17 protein-coding genes are annotated in these 16297 nt (G+C 63.1%); 7 read left to right on the top strand and 10 right to left on the bottom strand.

Annotated features, from left to right (window positions below; genetic code table 11):
• Positions 1–45: 45 nt before the first annotated feature.
• Complete coding sequence (locus ACX0GZ_RS07345) at positions 46–534, bottom strand: copper chaperone PCu(A)C (protein ID WP_458814892.1); 489 nt, start codon at positions 532–534, stop codon at positions 46–48.
• A 167-nt stretch (positions 535–701) separates the two neighbouring features.
• Between ACX0GZ_RS07345 and dnaK the strand changes: the two genes are divergently transcribed.
• Positions 702–2615 carry a molecular chaperone DnaK gene (dnaK, locus tag ACX0GZ_RS07340; protein WP_458814890.1) on the top strand — a complete coding sequence of 638 codons (1914 nt, stop codon included), beginning with the start codon at positions 702–704 and terminating at the stop codon, positions 2613–2615.
• Positions 2616–2737: 122 nt separating this feature from the next.
• Complete coding sequence (dnaJ, locus tag ACX0GZ_RS07335) at positions 2738–3856, top strand: molecular chaperone DnaJ (RefSeq protein WP_458814888.1); 1119 nt, start codon at positions 2738–2740, stop codon at positions 3854–3856.
• A gap of 297 nt (positions 3857–4153) precedes the next feature.
• Here dnaJ and ACX0GZ_RS07330 read toward each other — a convergent pair whose 3' ends face one another.
• The 3 genes from ACX0GZ_RS07330 to purB are packed head-to-tail and all read right to left on the bottom strand — an operon-like array spanning position 4154 to position 8663.
• The gene (locus tag ACX0GZ_RS07330; RefSeq protein WP_458814886.1) at positions 4154–6721 is read right to left on the bottom strand and encodes an HWE histidine kinase domain-containing protein; all 2568 of its coding nucleotides are present in this window, start codon (positions 6719–6721) and stop codon (positions 4154–4156) included.
• 23 nt (positions 6722–6744) lie between these two features.
• Complete coding sequence (locus ACX0GZ_RS07325; RefSeq protein ID WP_458814884.1) at positions 6745–7347, bottom strand: biliverdin-producing heme oxygenase; 603 nt, start codon at positions 7345–7347, stop codon at positions 6745–6747.
• On the bottom strand, positions 7344–8663 hold the full coding sequence (gene purB, locus ACX0GZ_RS07320) for an adenylosuccinate lyase (RefSeq protein ID WP_458814882.1): 1320 nt from the start codon (positions 8661–8663) through the stop codon (positions 7344–7346). The genes ACX0GZ_RS07325 and purB overlap by 4 nt, the downstream gene beginning before the upstream one ends.
• A gap of 214 nt (positions 8664–8877) precedes the next feature.
• Between purB and ACX0GZ_RS07315 the strand changes: the two genes are divergently transcribed.
• Positions 8878–9351 (top strand): EF-hand domain-containing protein, encoded by a 474-nt coding sequence (locus tag ACX0GZ_RS07315; protein ID WP_458814880.1) that lies wholly within the window; start codon positions 8878–8880, stop codon positions 9349–9351.
• Positions 9352–9610: 259 nt separating this feature from the next.
• The gene (locus ACX0GZ_RS07310) at positions 9611–10063 is read left to right on the top strand and encodes a vgr related protein (protein WP_458814878.1); all 453 of its coding nucleotides are present in this window, start codon (positions 9611–9613) and stop codon (positions 10061–10063) included.
• 13 nt (positions 10064–10076) lie between these two features.
• On the opposite strand, the gene ACX0GZ_RS07305 is transcribed toward ACX0GZ_RS07310, so the two are convergent.
• From ACX0GZ_RS07305 to ACX0GZ_RS07280, 6 genes are all read right to left on the bottom strand, one after another.
• Positions 10077–10361 carry a DUF1294 domain-containing protein gene (locus ACX0GZ_RS07305; protein WP_458814876.1) on the bottom strand — a complete coding sequence of 95 codons (285 nt, stop codon included), beginning with the start codon at positions 10359–10361 and terminating at the stop codon, positions 10077–10079.
• 83 nt (positions 10362–10444) lie between these two features.
• Complete coding sequence (locus tag ACX0GZ_RS07300) at positions 10445–11083, bottom strand: hypothetical protein (RefSeq protein ID WP_458814874.1); 639 nt, start codon at positions 11081–11083, stop codon at positions 10445–10447.
• Between the two features lie 97 nt (positions 11084–11180).
• Positions 11181–12176 (bottom strand): glutaminase A, encoded by a 996-nt coding sequence (gene glsA, locus ACX0GZ_RS07295; RefSeq protein ID WP_458814872.1) that lies wholly within the window; start codon positions 12174–12176, stop codon positions 11181–11183.
• 45 nt (positions 12177–12221) lie between these two features.
• Complete coding sequence (locus ACX0GZ_RS07290; protein ID WP_458814870.1) at positions 12222–12728, bottom strand: hypothetical protein; 507 nt, start codon at positions 12726–12728, stop codon at positions 12222–12224.
• Between the two features lie 74 nt (positions 12729–12802).
• Complete coding sequence (locus tag ACX0GZ_RS07285; protein ID WP_458815266.1) at positions 12803–13402, bottom strand: septal ring lytic transglycosylase RlpA family protein; 600 nt, start codon at positions 13400–13402, stop codon at positions 12803–12805.
• Between the two features lie 214 nt (positions 13403–13616).
• On the bottom strand, positions 13617–13844 hold the full coding sequence (locus tag ACX0GZ_RS07280) for a hypothetical protein (protein WP_458814868.1): 228 nt from the start codon (positions 13842–13844) through the stop codon (positions 13617–13619).
• A gap of 277 nt (positions 13845–14121) precedes the next feature.
• Between ACX0GZ_RS07280 and ACX0GZ_RS07275 the strand changes: the two genes are divergently transcribed.
• From ACX0GZ_RS07275 to ACX0GZ_RS07265, 3 genes are read left to right on the top strand one after another with little or no spacing between them, the layout of a single operon-like run.
• The gene (locus ACX0GZ_RS07275; RefSeq protein WP_458814866.1) at positions 14122–14772 is read left to right on the top strand and encodes an MT-A70 family methyltransferase; all 651 of its coding nucleotides are present in this window, start codon (positions 14122–14124) and stop codon (positions 14770–14772) included.
• Between the two features lie 14 nt (positions 14773–14786).
• A complete protein-coding gene (locus ACX0GZ_RS07270; protein ID WP_458814864.1) occupies positions 14787–15872 on the top strand; it encodes a hypothetical protein in 1086 nt (361 codons plus the stop codon).
• A complete protein-coding gene (locus tag ACX0GZ_RS07265) occupies positions 15872–16276 on the top strand; it encodes a type II toxin-antitoxin system VapC family toxin (RefSeq protein ID WP_458814862.1) in 405 nt (134 codons plus the stop codon). The genes ACX0GZ_RS07270 and ACX0GZ_RS07265 overlap by 1 nt, the downstream gene beginning before the upstream one ends.
• Positions 16277–16297 lie beyond the last annotated feature (21 nt).

Raw genomic sequence — 16297 nt, 5'->3', positions numbered from 1 at the left:
CCGCGCCGAGCTGGATCGCGTTGCGATGCTCGCAACGGCGAACCGTTACCGCGCAGGCGCGTCCCCACCCGGTGCGACCAAGGCCGCCTGAACCGTCACCGCGGGCGCATCGCGGAACGTGACCGTCAACTCGGTGGTGCCGCCCGCCGCGAGATCGCCCGAGACGTCGAACAGCATGACATGCTTGCCACCCGGCGCGAAATCCATCGCCGCGCCTGCGCCCAGCGGGACGTTCTCAATCGCGGCCATCGACATCACGCCGCCCTGTTCCATGCTTTCGTGCAGTTCGGTGCGCTGGGCAGCGGGCGTCGCCACCGACACCACCGCATCGTCCGCCGTGCCGCCGTTCAGCGTGAAATAGGCCGCCGCCGGGCGACCGGGCACCGCGGGCAGACGGACCCAGGCGTTCGACACGGTGGGCGTCGCGCTTGTAACGGTTGCCGCCGCATTTTCCTCAGGCGCGGCCGCATTGTCGGTGGCGGGCGTGCCGCAGGCGATCAGGGCAAGCGGGGTGAGGGCGACCAGAAAGCGCATGAAAGCGTCCTTTTTTGGGTGCGGGGAAACCAATGCGATTCCCCTAATCGCGCGGCCGTCTTGCGGCAAGGATTACCCCACCTATATCGCCCTCCAGACACGCTCGCGTCGCCCATTCGGGGGTGCGGGCACCTTAACCTTTTGTAACCGGGGGCCAATGAGGGACTATGGCTAAAGTAATCGGTATCGATCTGGGCACCACCAACAGCTGCGTTGCCGTCATGGAAGGCGGCAAGCCCAAGGTCATCGAAAATGCGGAAGGCGCGCGCACCACGCCGTCGATCGTCGCGTTCGCCAAAGATGGCGAGCGGCTGATCGGCCAGCCTGCCAAGCGTCAGGCGGTGACCAATCCCGACAACACCGTGTTTGCGGTCAAGCGCCTGATCGGCCGCCGCTTCGACGATCCGGTGACCAAGAAGGACACCGAACTCGTCCCCTATGACATCGTCAAGGGCAAGAATGGCGACGCCTGGGTCAAGGCGGGCGGCGAGGATTATTCGCCGTCGCAGATCAGCGCGTTCATCCTTCAGAAAATGAAGGAAACCGCCGAAAGCTATCTCGGCGAAACCGTGACGCAGGCGGTCATCACCGTCCCCGCCTATTTCAACGACGCCCAGCGTCAGGCGACCAAGGACGCCGGCCAGATCGCCGGCCTCGAAGTGCTGCGCATCATCAACGAGCCGACGGCGGCCGCGCTCGCCTATGGTCTCGACAAGAACGAGAACAAGACGATCGCGGTCTATGACCTTGGCGGCGGCACGTTCGACATCTCGATCCTCGAAGTCGGCGACGGCGTGTTCGAGGTGAAGGCGACCAACGGCGACACCTTCCTGGGCGGCGAGGATTTCGACGCCAAGCTGGTCCAGTATCTGGCCGACGGGTTCAAGAAGGATGAGGGCATCGACCTCACCAAGGACAAGCTGGCGCTCCAGCGTCTGAAGGAAGCCGCCGAAAAGGCGAAGATCGAACTGTCCTCGGCCGCCACGACCGAGGTCAACCTGCCCTTCATCACCGCCGATGCGAACGGTCCGAAGCATCTGGTCAAGTCGATCAGCCGCACCGATCTCGAGCGTCTGGTCGAGGATTTGATCCAGCGCACGCTGACGCCGTTGAAGAAAGCGATGGCCGATGCGGGCGTCAAGAATGACGGCATCGACGAAGTCGTGATGGTCGGCGGCATGACCCGCATGCCCAAGGTCCGGCAGGTCGTGAAGGATTTCTTCGGCAAGGAACCGCATGTCGGCGTCAACCCGGATGAAGTCGTCGCCATCGGCGCGGCGATCCAGGCGGGTGTCTTGCAGGGCGACGTCAAGGACGTGCTGCTGCTCGACGTGACGCCCTTGTCGCTGGGCATCGAGACGCTGGGCGGGATCATGACCAAGATGATCGACCGCAACACGACGATTCCGACCAAGAAGAGCCAGGTCTATTCGACTGCTGACGACAATCAGCAGGCGGTGACCATCCGCGTGTTCCAGGGCGAACGCGAAATGGCGCAGGACAACAAGATGCTGGGCCAGTTCGATCTGGTCGGCATTCCCCCTGCACCGCGCGGCGTGCCGCAGATCGAGGTCACGTTCGACATCGACGCCAACGGCATCGTCAACGTCAGCGCCAAGGACAAGGGCACCGGCAAGGAACAGCAGATCCGCATCCAGGCATCGGGCGGTCTGTCGGACGCCGATATCGAGGGTATGGTCCGCGACGCCGAACAGTTCGCCGAGGAAGACAAGAAGCGCCGTGCGGCGGCCGAGGCGAAGAACAACGCCGAAAGCCTGATCCACACGACCGAGCGCCAGCTTGCCGACAATGGCGACAAGGTCGACGCATCGCTCAAGTCCGAGATCGAAGCGGCGATCGCGGAAGCCAAGACCGCCGTCGAATCGAACGATCCCGAGCAGATGACCGAAAAAAGCCAGGCGCTGGCGCAGGTCGCGATGAAGCTCGGCCAGGCGATCTATGAGAAGCAGGCGCAATCGGAGGCTTCGCCTTCCGACGGTGCCGACGCTGGTGGCGACGGTGCCAGCGAGGATGTCGTCGATGCCGAATTCTCGGAAGTGGACGACAACCAGAAAGCGTAAGTGATGCCTGTTTCCCGTCATGCCAGCAAAAGCTGGCATCTCATGCCGCAAGGGCTCGCTCTTGCCGCACGAGACTCCTGCTTTCGCAGGAGTGACGGGAGGGCAAGGCGGGGGCCGCGTAAATGACCACCCAGATCGACTATTACGAACTGCTCGGCTGTTCGCGCGATGCGGACGGGGCGACGCTCAAATCCGCGTACCGCAAGCTCGCGATGAAATATCACCCCGACAAGAATGGCGGGTGCAAGGATCACGAAGCCAAGTTCAAGGCGGTCAGCGAAGCCTATGACTGCCTGCGCGATCCGCAGAAGCGCGCGCTGTATGACCGTTACGGCCATGCCGGGGTGAACGGCGCGAACGGCCATGCGGGCGCGCAGGATTTCGGCGGTTTCAGCGACATTTTCGAAAGCGTGTTCGGCGAATTCATGGGCGGCGGTCGCGCCGGCGGTGGCCGCGCCGGCCCGCGTCGCGGCGCCGACCTGCGCTACGACATGGAAATCAGCCTGTCGGATGCCTTCCACGGCAAATCGACCGAGATCACCGTCGATGTCTCCGGCCAGTGCGATGGCTGCGACGGAACCGGCGCCAAGCCCGGCACCTCGGCGCGCATCTGCAACACCTGCAACGGCCACGGCAAGGTGCGCGCGCAGCAGGGTTTCTTCGTCGTCGAACGCGCCTGCCCTACCTGTCACGGCGCGGGCCAGGTGATTTCCGACCCGTGCGAAACGTGTCTGGGGGAAGGCCGCGTCGACAAGACCAAGACGCTGACCGTCAACATCCCCGCAGGCGTCGACGAAGGCACGCGCATCCGGTTGAGCGGCGAGGGCGAAGCGGGCGCACGCGGCGCGCCTCCGGGTGATCTCTACATTTTCTTGCACGTCCAGCGGCACGCGCTGTTCGAACGGTCGGGCACCACGCTGCATGCACGGATGCCGGTCAGTTTCACGACGGCGGCGCTGGGCGGCGATATCGACATCCCCGGCCTCGACGGCGAAATCCACACCATCCACATCCCTGCGGGCATCCAGTCGGGCCGCGAGCTGCGCCAGCGCGGTTTCGGGATGCCGGTACTGCAAGGGCGCGGACGCGGCGATCTGGTCGTCCATATCGATGTCGAAATGCCGCGCAAGCTGACCACCAAGCAGCGCGAGCTGCTGGAGGCGTTCCGCGAAACCGAAACCGGCGAGGAATGCCCCAACGCCAACGGCTTTTTCGCCAAGATCAAGGCGGCGCTGGGCTGATCATCTCCGTCACCCCGGCCTTTGGGCCGGGGTCCGCCGGGCGGCAGGCGCCGATCTTGTTCATCGCCAACCACCGCAAGCGGCGCAGTGGCCCCCGGCACAAGGCCGGGATGACGATGGTTACGATGGCCATCGCTTACGCCGAACTGAACGACATTCCTGCCCCCCTCGTCATTGCGAGCGCAGCGAAGCAAGCCAGCGAAGGTTCGTGGGGCACTGGATTGCTTCGCTGCGCTCGCAATGACGATTTTAGCGTTGATGCAATTTCGCAGCGCCCACCCCGACCCGCTTCCCGCCCTAGCCGCCCAGCGCCGTCGCCAGCGCATCGGCGAGGTTGCCGCTGGTATAGGGTTTCTGCACCACCGGCGTCCCCGACAGATCGTCGGGCAGGTTCAGCTGGTCGCCATACCCCGTCGCAAAGATCACCGGCAGGCCCCTGGCACGCGCTGCATCGGCGATCGGCAGGCTGGTCTCGCTGCCCAGATTGACGTCGAGCACCGCGATCTGGAAATCGCCCGCCGCCAGTTCGTCGAGCGCGTGCATGATGGTGGCGACGGTGACCACGCGGGTCGCGCCGAGCGCGTTCAGAATATCCTCGGCATCCATCGCGATGATCAGGCTGTCCTCGACCAGAAGCACATTGCCCGAAAGCGGACGCTGAACCGATCCGCCGCTGGATAGCGGCGGCGTGTCGAGTTGAGCGCGATACGCCTCGACATCGGCATTCGCCTGTTCGGGCGTCTGCTCGCCCATCACGATGTGGCGGGCGGGGACGCAGAATTCCGCCTCCATGCCGGTCGTCACGTAGCGGATATCGGCAGCGCCGCCCAGGTCATAGGGGATCGACCGCTGAATGATCGTCGATCCGAACCCCTGCCGGGTCGGCGGGGTGACCGCAGGGCCGCCGCGCTCGCGCCATTCGATATGCAGGTCGCCCTCGTCGTCCAGCCACCATCTGACCGCCACGGTGCCGCTGTCCGAAAGCGCGCCATATTTGGCCGAATTGGTCATCAGTTCGTGGACGACCAGCGCCAGCGTCGAAAACGCCTGGGGCTTGAGCAGCGCCGCCCCGCCGTCCAGCGTCACCCGACCCGCGCGACCGCCCAGATAGGCGGCGGCCTCGGTCTCGATCAGGCGACGCAGCGGCGCAGGCGACCAGTTGTCCTTGGTGATCTGGTCGTGCGCGCGGGCAAGCGCCTCGATCCGGCCTTCGAGCATCGCGATATAGGCCTTGGTGTCCTGACCCGGATCGCGCGACTGGCGGACCAGCCCGCGGATCAGCGACAGGATGTTGCGGACGCGGTGGTTGAGTTCGGCGATCAGCAGTTCCTGGCGCTCGTTCGCCTTGCGCCGTTCCTCGCGCACGTCGTCGGACAGGCGCAGCACCACCTCGATCAGCGCGGCGCGCAGCATCTCCGCGACGCGGCGTTCCGGGTCGGTCCAGCTTTCGCTGCGCCCCCGCACTTCTTGGCTCCACGCCTCGAAGCTCTTGCGCGGCGACAGGCGCGGGCCGTTCGGTCCCCATTCGGCGGGCTTGTGCGGATCGCCCGCCCAATGGACCGTCCGCACCTTTTCCTGACGGAACAGCAGCACGTAATCGCGCGGGGATCGCGACACCGGAATCGCCAGCAGTCCGGCGGCAACGCCCTGATAGTCCTCGGCGGCGGGAAGCACTTCGGCCAGATGGTCGGTGGCGAACACCCGGCCCGACGCCATCGCGTTCAGGCGGCGGACGATTGCCGGGATGGCAGCGGCCGGCGGGACGTTGCCCGACAGGGCGACCTGGCCATCGACCGAAATCGCGATTCCGTCGCACGGCACGACGCTGCGCATCTGGTCGCCCAGCCATTCGGGGTCTTCGAGCAGCCCGGCATCGCCTGCGACCGCGGCGATCAACCGGTCGCCGGTCGTGCGCGCCGTAGTTTCATAGTCCGACAGCGTCGCTCGCTCACGGCTTTCCAGTTTCAGGGCGAACATCTGGCCGAACAGTTCGGCGACCGATCGCCGTTCGAAATCGGGGCGGCGCGGGCTGTAATGGTGGCACGCGAACAGCCCCCATAATTTGTCGTCGACGATGATCGAAATCGACAGCGAAGCACCCACGCCCATATTGGTCAGATATTCGATATGGATGGGCGACACCGCGCGCAGGATCGACAGCGACAAGTCAATCGGTGCCCCGCGCTCGTCCAGCTTGGGGAGGATCGCAACCGGTTGGGCTGCGACATCAGAGATGATCCGGAACGGGTTGCGGATATAGAGTTTTCGGGCTTGGGCCGGAATATCGGTCGCCGGATAGCGCAGGTTGAGGAAGCTGCCGATCCCCGATCGTGCGGCTTCCGCCACGACAGTGCCGGAACCGTCGTGATCGAAGCGATAGACCATGACCCGGTCGAACCCGGTGAGTGCCCGCACCTGACGCGCGCCTTCGCGAAACAGGTCGGGCAGGCTACCCGCCTGGTCCAGCCGCGCCATCATCGCGCGGATCGTGCTGGCGGTATCGCCCAGCGGCGACGCTGACGATGCCTCGCCCTCCAGCACGATCGTATCGTCGACCATGTGCAGCGCGAAATCATAGCGGCGGGTGCCGTCGATCGTGGGAATCTTGACGCCGAACACGCGCTCGATCGCATCGGCCCCGCGCAACAGGGTCAGCCGATTGCGGATGGTGTGGACCGCCTCTTCGCCCAGATGGTCGGAGGCATGGGTGCCGAGCAGATCGTCGGCCGATTTGCCGAACACATCGCCAACATTGGCCGATGCTCGTTTGATCAACCAGTCGGGGGACAGCGCGATCAGAAACCCGAACGGCTGGATCGCGCCAAGTTCGTGGATCGGTTCCCGGTCGCAGTTGGTCAGGTCCACATCGAAACCGGTTGTCGACACACTTACTCTTTCACAAGCCAATCCTTACCGGCGCGTTCGAACATCGAAAATGTGGAAAGCGCAGCACCGACGGCAATTTCAGTCCGGTCTTGGTCGTAAAGGATCGCGTCGATCGATGCCAGTAAATTGGCCCAGTTCCCAGATGGTTGATGTGCATCAAGATAAGATTTGGGAAATTCCGCCGGCACGCGTCTGGCGAGAAATTTGCCGCCCAGGCGGGAGCCTTCGACGACGTAGAGGACGCCCGCGAGGGTGGGGAGCAGATCCGCCGCCCCCGCCCCGCGCTCCGCGCTCACCCTGAGCGTGTCGATGGGTGTTGAAATCCACCCGGCTTCGTCAGGCCCAGCCTGAGCGCGGTTGCTCCCCAATGCCGCCAAGTCCGCAAGGATCAGATCCCCGCGCTTGCGCATCTCCCAATCCGCCGTCACGCGCTCCGCCCCCGCGGCATCCAGCGCCGCCTCCAGCGGCACCATCGCCGCGGCATGGGCCGATAGGAACCGCACATAGCCGTCGCGATCGGTCAGGTCATATCCGCCGAACACCGCATCGACCGCCTCGTGCGCGCGGGCTGTGGCCTCGCGCAGCCGTCGATGCGCCTGTTTCATTCGCCGAACACGCGGGCGAAGATCGTATCGACCTGACGGAAATGATAGCCGAGATCGAACTTGTCCTCGATCTCCGCCTCGGACAGCGCGGCGGTCACTTGCGGATCGGCCTTGAGCAGATCGAGCAGCGACAACGCGCCGTCCGATTCCCATACCTTCATGGCGTTGCGCTGAACCAGCGTATAGGCGTCCTCGCGGCTGACCCCGGCCTGCGTCAGCGCCAGCAGCAGGCGCTGCGAATGGACGAGGCCACCCATGCGGTCGAGATTCTTCTGCATCCGCTCGGGATAGATGACCAGCTTGTCCATCACCCCCGTCAGCCGCGCCAAGGCGAAATCGAGCGTGATCGTCGCGTCCGGCCCGATATAGCGTTCGACCGACGAATGGCTGATGTCGCGTTCGTGCCATAGCGCGACATTCTCCAGCGCGGGCGTGACATAGCCACGCACCATCCGCGCCAGACCCGTCAGATTCTCGGTCAGGACCGGGTTGCGCTTGTGCGGCATCGCCGATGAGCCCTTTTGACCGGGCGAAAAATATTCCTCCGCCTCCAGCACTTCGGTCCGTTGCAAATGGCGCACTTCGGTTGCCAGCCGCTCGATCGACGATGCGATAACGCCCAGCGTCGCGAAGAACATCGCATGGCGGTCGCGCGGAATCACCTGGGTCGATACCGGCTCGACCGACAGCCCCAGCTTGGCCGCGACATGCGCTTCCACCCGCGGATCGATATTGGCGAACGTCCCTACCGCGCCCGAAATCGCACAGGTGGCGACATCCTTGCGCGCCGCCACCAGCCGCTCGCGGTTGCGCGCGAACTCGGCATAGGCCTGCGCCATCTTCAGCCCGAACGTCACCGGCTCGGCATGGATGCCGTGGCTGCGGCCGATGGTGGGGGTTAGCTTGTGCTCGATCGCGCGGCGCTTCAGCACTTCGAGCAATTTGTCGAGATCGGCGATCAAGAGGTCCGCCGCGCGTCCCAATTGCACCGCCAGCGCGGTGTCCAGCACGTCCGAACTGGTCATCCCCTGATGCAGGAAGCGCGCATCGGGTCCGACCTTTTCCGATACCCAGGTCAGGAACGCGATCACATCATGCTTGGTCACCGCCTCGATCGCGTCGATCCGCTCGACATCGATCTCGCCCAGCGTGTCATTCTCCAGAACCGCCATGATCGCGTCGGCGCTTGTCTGCGGGATCATCCCCACCTGCCCCATCGCCTGCGCGGCATAGGCTTCGATCTCGAACCAGATGCGGAAGCGCGTGGCCGGTTCCCAGATGGCGACCATGTCGGGGCGGGCATAGCGGGGGACCATCGAGCAACCTCGTTTTCTGACAAGCTGAATATCGATTCATCGCAGGAATCGATCGAGTCCGCGACGAGCTGCGCCTTAGCAGGGGCTAGTGGATGGGACAAATCATGGTTTGGAGCATTTAATACCCCATAATCTACTTGCGGCGTGACAATCACGCCACAGTTTCCAAGGAGCACTCCTCCCAGTGTGTTCCGCCCATAACAGGAGAAATCCGATGTTGAAATATGCTTTTCTTGCCGGTGCAATGGCCATTGCTTCGCCTGCACTTGCCCAGGACATGCCGGTTCAGGACGCGACTGGTGGACAGGACGTACCGATGACGCAGGACACTGTGCCCGCACCTGACCAGACCATGACCCCTGCGCCCGAAAGCGATGTTCAGGCAGAGGCGGAATCGACGCTCAGCGCCGATGCATCGACCAGCCAGGCGGCAACGCCCGAGCAGATCGAACAGCTCGTCGAAACCCAGTTTGCGACCTACGACAAGGATTCGACCGGCGAGCTGAACGAAGAACAGTTCGGCGAGTGGATGGTGGCGCTGCGTTCGGCAAGCGAACCCAATATCCAGCCCGATGCGCCAGAAACGCAGAGCTGGATCGGTCAGGCATTCGCACAGGCCGATGCCGACAACAGCTCGGGTGTCTCGAAAGAAGAATTGAGCGGTTTCCTCGCCCCCAGCGCGTCGTAACGACGCGCCCGACTGCCCCTCTGTAGGGGGTGAGGCATCTGCGGCCGTCCGGCTTCTCCAGCCGGGCGGCCGTTTCGTTGTCGGGTTCGCGCTCTAGATTACGCCCCAAACCTTACGCCCAAAAGCGTCATTGCGAGCGCAGCGAAGCAATCCAGTGTCCCACGCACAACGCTGGATTGCTTCGCTCCGCTTGCAATGACGACCGGACAGCAGCACCAACACCTTGCACACCCGCCCGCGCCGCCGCACATCTACCCCAATGGCAAAACGCATTCTGACCCCAGCCGAAATCGACCTCGCGCGCAGCGTGTTCGGCACCGCGATCGACTATTCCGCAGCCCGCATCGCCAACCACAAATGGGCGTTCTTCCAGCCGAAACGAGTGACGATGGCCCCCACCGGCACCATCCATTTCCACCCGCAAAGCCCCGCCTATTGCGACGATTTCGGCTGTGCCAGCCTGTCGCTTCAGGGCCATTTCATTCATGAGATGACGCATGTGTGGCAGCATCAGGCGGGCGTCTGCCTGCCCCTCGCCCGCCATCCCTTTTGCCGCTATCACTATACCGTCAAACCGGGCTGGCCGCTCCGCCGCTACGGTCTGGAGCAACAGGCCGAAATCGTCCGCCACGCCTTCCTGCTCAGAAACGGGGTGACCGTCCCCGGTGCCCCCGACCGCCAGCAGTATGAAAGCATCCTGCCGTTTCGGTAACGGCAGCGGCGGCTCACCAAAAGGTGACGGCCAATCCGATCAGCGCCCCTATTTGAAGCGACGCGATCATCTGAAGCCGCGTCGAAAACGGCTCTTTGCGCGTTTTATGTCGGAACAGGCTGCGAGCTGCGAATGCGCCTGGCGATCCGCCGATCAGCGCCAGCCACAGCAGGTCGGCTTCCGGAATGCGGCGATGCCCTGCGGTCGCGCTTCGCTTGTCCTGCCAGAAGCGCAGGATCGTCCAGCAATTGACGCCGCATAAGAACGCTAGACCCGGAGTAAAAAGCGCATCCATCATCGCCGATTATGACGATCGCGGTTTCGAAAGCGTTTAGCGGCAGGCACGCTGCTCGCAAAAATACCGTCAACTAACCGGGTAAACTACCAGCGATATCCATTGGCATCATCGACATGCGGCACATTTTCGACACGCAGGATTTCGCGGTTCCGGCGCTGCATTTCGCGCAGCCGCGCATCGGCCCCGCGCCGGGACATCGAGCGTTCGTCGGCATAACGTTCCTCGTAATAGCCGCGCTCGCGCAGCCGGTCCTCGCGACGCTCGCGTGCGCGCGCTTCGCGTTCGTAGCGACGCTCGTAGCGATCGGCGCGGTCGCGCATCGCGCGCGCACGGCGATCCTCGGCTTCGGCCCAGCGCCGCTCTTCCCATTCGTCGTCGCGCGGGTTGCCGCGCACCAGCACCGGGCCGTCCTCACCCCTCGTCACCAGTTCGTCGACGCCTTCGGGAAATTCGGCCCGCGCGCGCTGCTGGGCGGCGAGCGCCACCAGTTCCGCGCGGCGATCCGCCTCGGCCTTGGCCTTTTCGGCGCGTGCGAGTTCGGCGCGCTCGGCCGCTTCGCGACGCCGCGCATCGGCATCCTCCGACGCCGCCGCCGCGCGCTCCGCCGCGCCCGCGTCGGGCACCGCCGCGCCGCCCATCGCGGCGCGCCGCTCCTCCTCGGTCAGCCCACCGCACGCCGCGAGCGCCAGGGGGAGCAACAACAGGCAAAAACGCGGCGACATCACAGGGCAGGCTCCACAGGGGCGACGATCCGCCCAGCCTAACGCCGGACGCGCGCGCGATAAAGCCCGCCTTATCGCATCCGGGCTTAACGGCGGCTTAGCCCAGCGTCCGCACGCTTCCGAACACCGACCAGTCGGTGCGGTCGGTAAGCATTTCGAGACCCAACGTCCCCAGCCAGCTATTCCCCATCGGGTCGAGCGCGGGGGAGAATACCGCGACCGACGCGCGGTGCGGGGCGATGGCGAGAATCCCGCCCCCTACCCCCGATTTGGCTGGCAAGCCGACGCGGTAGGCAAAGTCCCCCGACCCGTCATATTGGCCGCACAGCATCATCAGCGCCATGATCCGCCGCGCGCGTTTCGCCGCCGCGACGCCGCGATCATCGTCCGGCCCCTCGCCCGCATCGTCGTGCATCAAAAAGCGCCCGGCGCGCGCCAGCCCCCGCGCGTCCAGACGGATCGCGCATTGCGTGGCATAGGCGTCCATCACCGCGTCCAGGTCGTTGTCGAGATTGCCGTGGTGCTTGGCCATGCTCATCAGCGATCGGTTCAGATGCCCGCCGGTCCTGCCGCTGCCCGCGACGCCCTCGTCCAGCTCGATGTTGTCGCCGTCCAGCATTTCGCGCACGAAATCCACGACCTGCAACGATGGGCGGCGCGTCGCCAGCGACACCAGCGCGTCGCACACCACCAGCGCACCCGCATTGATGAACGGATTGCGAGGGATTCCCTTCATCCGCTCCAGGTCGATGATCGAATTGAACGGATCGCCCGACGGCTCGCGCCCGACGCGGTCCCACAATGCCTCACCCAGTCCCGCCAGCGCCACTTCGAGCGCGAACAATTTGGAGATCGACTGGATCGGAAAGGCGACCCCGGCATTGCCCGCCGCCGCCATCTCGCCATCGCGGGTTAACACCGCAATCCCGAACTGGTCGAAATCGCCCTTGTTCGGGGGCTTTTTGTCCTTGTTCTCGGCCGCTGCGACGGCTTTGTCATACAGGCCGGGCGCGCATCGCCGCACATCGGCGACGATCTCTTCGAGCAGCGGCCTCAACCGCTCCACATCCCAAACCCGACTGCCCTGCGTCACATCGCTCTCCCGCTGTACCAGCCGGGACAACGCGGGTGGCGGTGTTCAGGTTGCGCTGCGCTGGGCCGTGATGTCCTGCTTGACCCCGTGCAGCCGCGCGGTCGGCCCGGACGTGTCGACCAGCGCCGATATCCTCATCCAGCGCAGTTCGCCGCGCGCGTCGATGATGCGTGCGTCCATGCGAAAACTGCCCCCCGACGCGATCGCCTGCGACCGCAGTCTTTCCAGTTCGATCCGCGATTCGGGCAGGTAGTGCGCGACCGTCAGCCCGCGCGACGGTTCCTCGCCGCGCTCCATCGCGAACAAATCCCACACCCCCTGGCTCCAGCGCAGCCTTTCGGTGGCCAGGCAGCATTGCCACAGCCCGATGCCGGTCATGGCCAGCGACCGGTCGATCGCGGGATGCAGGCTCGCCAGCGGATCGCCGTCGAGACCGGCGGCGAACAGCGCGTCGATCATCGCCCGCTGCCGCTGGGTCTCGCCCAATCCGACCGCGACCGGCGTGCCGGTGCGCGTATCGGGAATCGTCGCGGGATCGATCATGTCGGTCAAGATAACGCCCCCAGGTTAATGCAGATATATCATCGGCACGGTAAATACCCCAATTAACCGTTATTCCGCGCCCCTCATTGCCGCTCGATCTGCCCGGAGTGCAAGCCGCTTTCGAACTGACCGCGCAGATGGTCGAGCACGCGTCCGTCGATCCGGGGTCGCTCCGCCGCCGCCTTGCCTTCGCGCAGCCGCTTGCGGTCGCGTTCGCTCGGCTCAACCGCGCGCACCCGCACCGCCGCATGGCCGGCCGCCCGAATGCCCAGCTGTTCCGCCGCCCCGCGCGACAGGTCGATGATCCGCCCGCGCGAAAACGGCCCGCGATCGTTGACCCGCACCAGGATCGTCCGCCCGGTATCTAGCGCCGTCACCTCGACATAGGTCGGCAGCGGCAGTGTCTTGTGCGCCGCCGTCACCCAGCCGGGCCGAAACCGCTCGCCGTTGGCGGTCTGATTCCCGCTCTCGTTTCCGTACCAGCTGGCATAGCCCAGCACGTCATACCCCGGCTCGGCCCGCGGCACATGGGTCACGCCGCGGATCGTATAGGGCTTGCCGATGCGGACGGGCGTATCGGAGACGGGGTGGTAATCGGGGCGGGAGGCGCAAGCGGATAGGAGCAGGGTCGCCGCACCGATCGCAACTGCAACTGTCGGTTTCATCCCTGCCCCCTTCTTCATCGAGCATCTGGCCGCGCGTGTAGCAAGGCCGACGCGCGCGGTCAGCCGGTTTCCAAGGCTGACATCACGGGTCCGGGCCACCGGCACGCGGCTGTGCGAGTGCAATCGAGCGCGCGTCGCACTGTCCGCTCGCCATCGCCATCCATCGCGAAACGTTCGTCGAACGGTTCGTTCAATGAAACGATCGCCGCGCACCCATTTCAAGATCGGCGTGTCACCGACAACGCTCCGCTGCGAGGGAGGCGAACAGGGCTTCGGTGCGGGCGAGATTGGCGCGAATCGCGGGCGGCATCGGCGGACGGTTGCCGATCCGCCCGGCATCGACATGCGCCTGCCACTCGTCAGCGATGGTCGGGGCGGGGTGGGTGGCGGCATGATCGGCGACGCCGCGGATGGGCGCGGCGGCGCGTGCGACCTGTTGCCTGGCAAGCGCGTTCGGCATGGGATGCGTCCTTTTCGCGAAAGAAGGACCGGGTAGATATGCCGGGAAAGCCGAAACTACCGATTTGGTTAGCGAAGCTAAGCAAGAGGCCGCGCGAAGGCGCGGTTTCGGCCGGCCAGCGGGGGCAAAGCCCCGACTGACGACGCGGGATCCACTCCCGCGTCGGCCCGCCACGGTTCGATGCTAGCGTTTGGCACATAATGGCTTTAGCGGTAGGCCACGTTGCAAGCGCCGTGTGCGAAGAACGCACATTCCTTGCCGGATTGGAGCGAATTGAGTGTCTCAGTCAGTTGCCGACGAATTTGCATCCGGTTTGGCCGGTCGCAAATTTTCAACTATCCTGGCCGACCCCCCTTGGCGCTTCCAAAATCGGACTGGGAAAATCGCGCCCGAACATCGGCGGCTTTCACGGTATGGAACAATGTCTCTGTCAGAGATCAAGGAGATGCCCGTGGCAGATGTGGCAGCAGATCCTTCTCATCTATATCTTTGGGTGCCGAATGCACTCCTTCCAGACGGGCTGGCGGTGATGGAAGCGTGGGGATTTAACTACAAGTCGAATATTGTTTGGCACAAGACCCGTAAAGATGGTGGATCTGACGGGAGGGGTGTTGGATTTTACTTTCGAAATGTCACGGAACTATGTCTTTTCGGCGTACGAGGGAAAAAGGCCCGAACTCTCGCCCCGGCGCGAAGTCAGGTGAACTTGTTGGCGACCCGGAAGCGGGAACATAGTCGTAAACCGGACGAGCTTTATGATATTATTGAGCGGTGCAGTCCTGCGGAGCGCATCGAATTGTTCGCACGGGGTTCGCGGCCTGGTTGGGAGAGTTGGGGGAACCAAGCTGATGACTATGAGATTGAATGGGACACATATTCTTATAATTCTCGGGCGGGGGATTTGGATCTAGCAGAAGCCGCAGAGTGATCTAAGGACAAGTCATGCTTCAACTTGATGCACAATGGCGACCCGGGAGTTTTACAAAGAATTTCTCGTGGGGCCGTTCTCATGAGGGCCTGCGCAACCTTCATGAGGCTATCCGGGTTGGGTTTGACGGACGAATTGAGCCGGTGTCTCGAACCGAGTTCCGGCGACGTATTTCGAGCCTCGGACGGCCAGACTTTATTCCTTTGAATTTTTTCCTACTCAACGACATAGTCGATGGCGAAAGTGTCGTCTTAATTGATGAGTTGGCTTATAGTGCTCTCACTCGAGATCACGATAAAGACTTCGATGCTCTAGCGTTGCTGGCTTTTAACACCAGCTATGTTGGTAGTTGGAAGGGCGCGGAGGCATGGCAGAAGTACCCTGCGACGTGGGCATTCTTTTATATTACCGAGCGCGTGGCCACCGAACTAAAATGGGATACAGCTTCGGTAAACGCTGATGACATTGAGAGATTTATAAAATCCTCACCTCGGTACACGGGTGAAACATCTCGAAAACTTGCAACAAACTTATCTTATATGTTCAAGGTCGGTGGTTTGAGCCGTCTCTCAGACGGAAAAGTTACTCGCCTTTGGGCGGATGCTACTTTTCTTGTGCTGGATAGGGTGTCTGCAGAACGCCATGCACTTAACGCAGAATTGTCAGTGGACGACCTTATCGACGGACTGAATCGCTCTCGGTTTGACCGTCTTAGTGGAATAGCAAGCCTCGACCGAACTTTGGCGATCGAGCCCCTGTGCAAATTATACGCTGCATGCGGCGGCATCAATCGGTGGTCGGTCGAATACGTTCATCAACGCCAACAGATCCTAATTCCTCACATCAACCAGTATCTCGGATCTAATGAGCCGTGGGTTATGGTGGACCCGCTTGACGCAACGCTCTCTAAAGCTGTCCCTCAAGCCTGCGCCATGCTCGCCCGATACGTAGCTGGTTTTGAAGAGTTAGGCCCACCTTCAGATTTCGATGTTGAAAGCTACGTAAGAAATCGTACGCAAGATGCATTGGCGCACCTTAAGGCTTTGAACATCAATCCGAAAATGTCAGCGGAAGACCTTATGAAAATCACGAGGGGCTAATGGCAACATTCGTCGATACCAATGTTATTGTAGATATTCTCAACGCTGACCCAAATCGCGGAGGAATTTGTACTAATCTCATCAACGAAGCTAAAGCGCGAGGGCGCGTGTTGATAACGGATATGGTATTCGCCGAACTTTCGGTCGCCATGGATACCGTTGATGACGCGGAGCAAGTGGTCAGATCACTAGACTTGTCATTGGTTCGATGCCCTACCGCAGGACTTTTTCGTGCTGGCAAGGCATACAAAACCTACAGAGAACAAAATGCCGGCCCTAAGAACAATGTGTTACCCGATTTTGTGATCGGTGCTCATGCCGACGTTGAAGGCGCGCCGCTAATAACCTCAGACGTCAATCGGATGACAGGCTACTTCCCAGAGCTTCAAGTCTTGAAGCCATAATTCTACTCCGCCGCCACAGCC

This window comes from Sphingomonas aestuarii, assembly GCF_054457155.1.
This window is presented reverse-complemented; position numbering and strand designations above follow the sequence as displayed.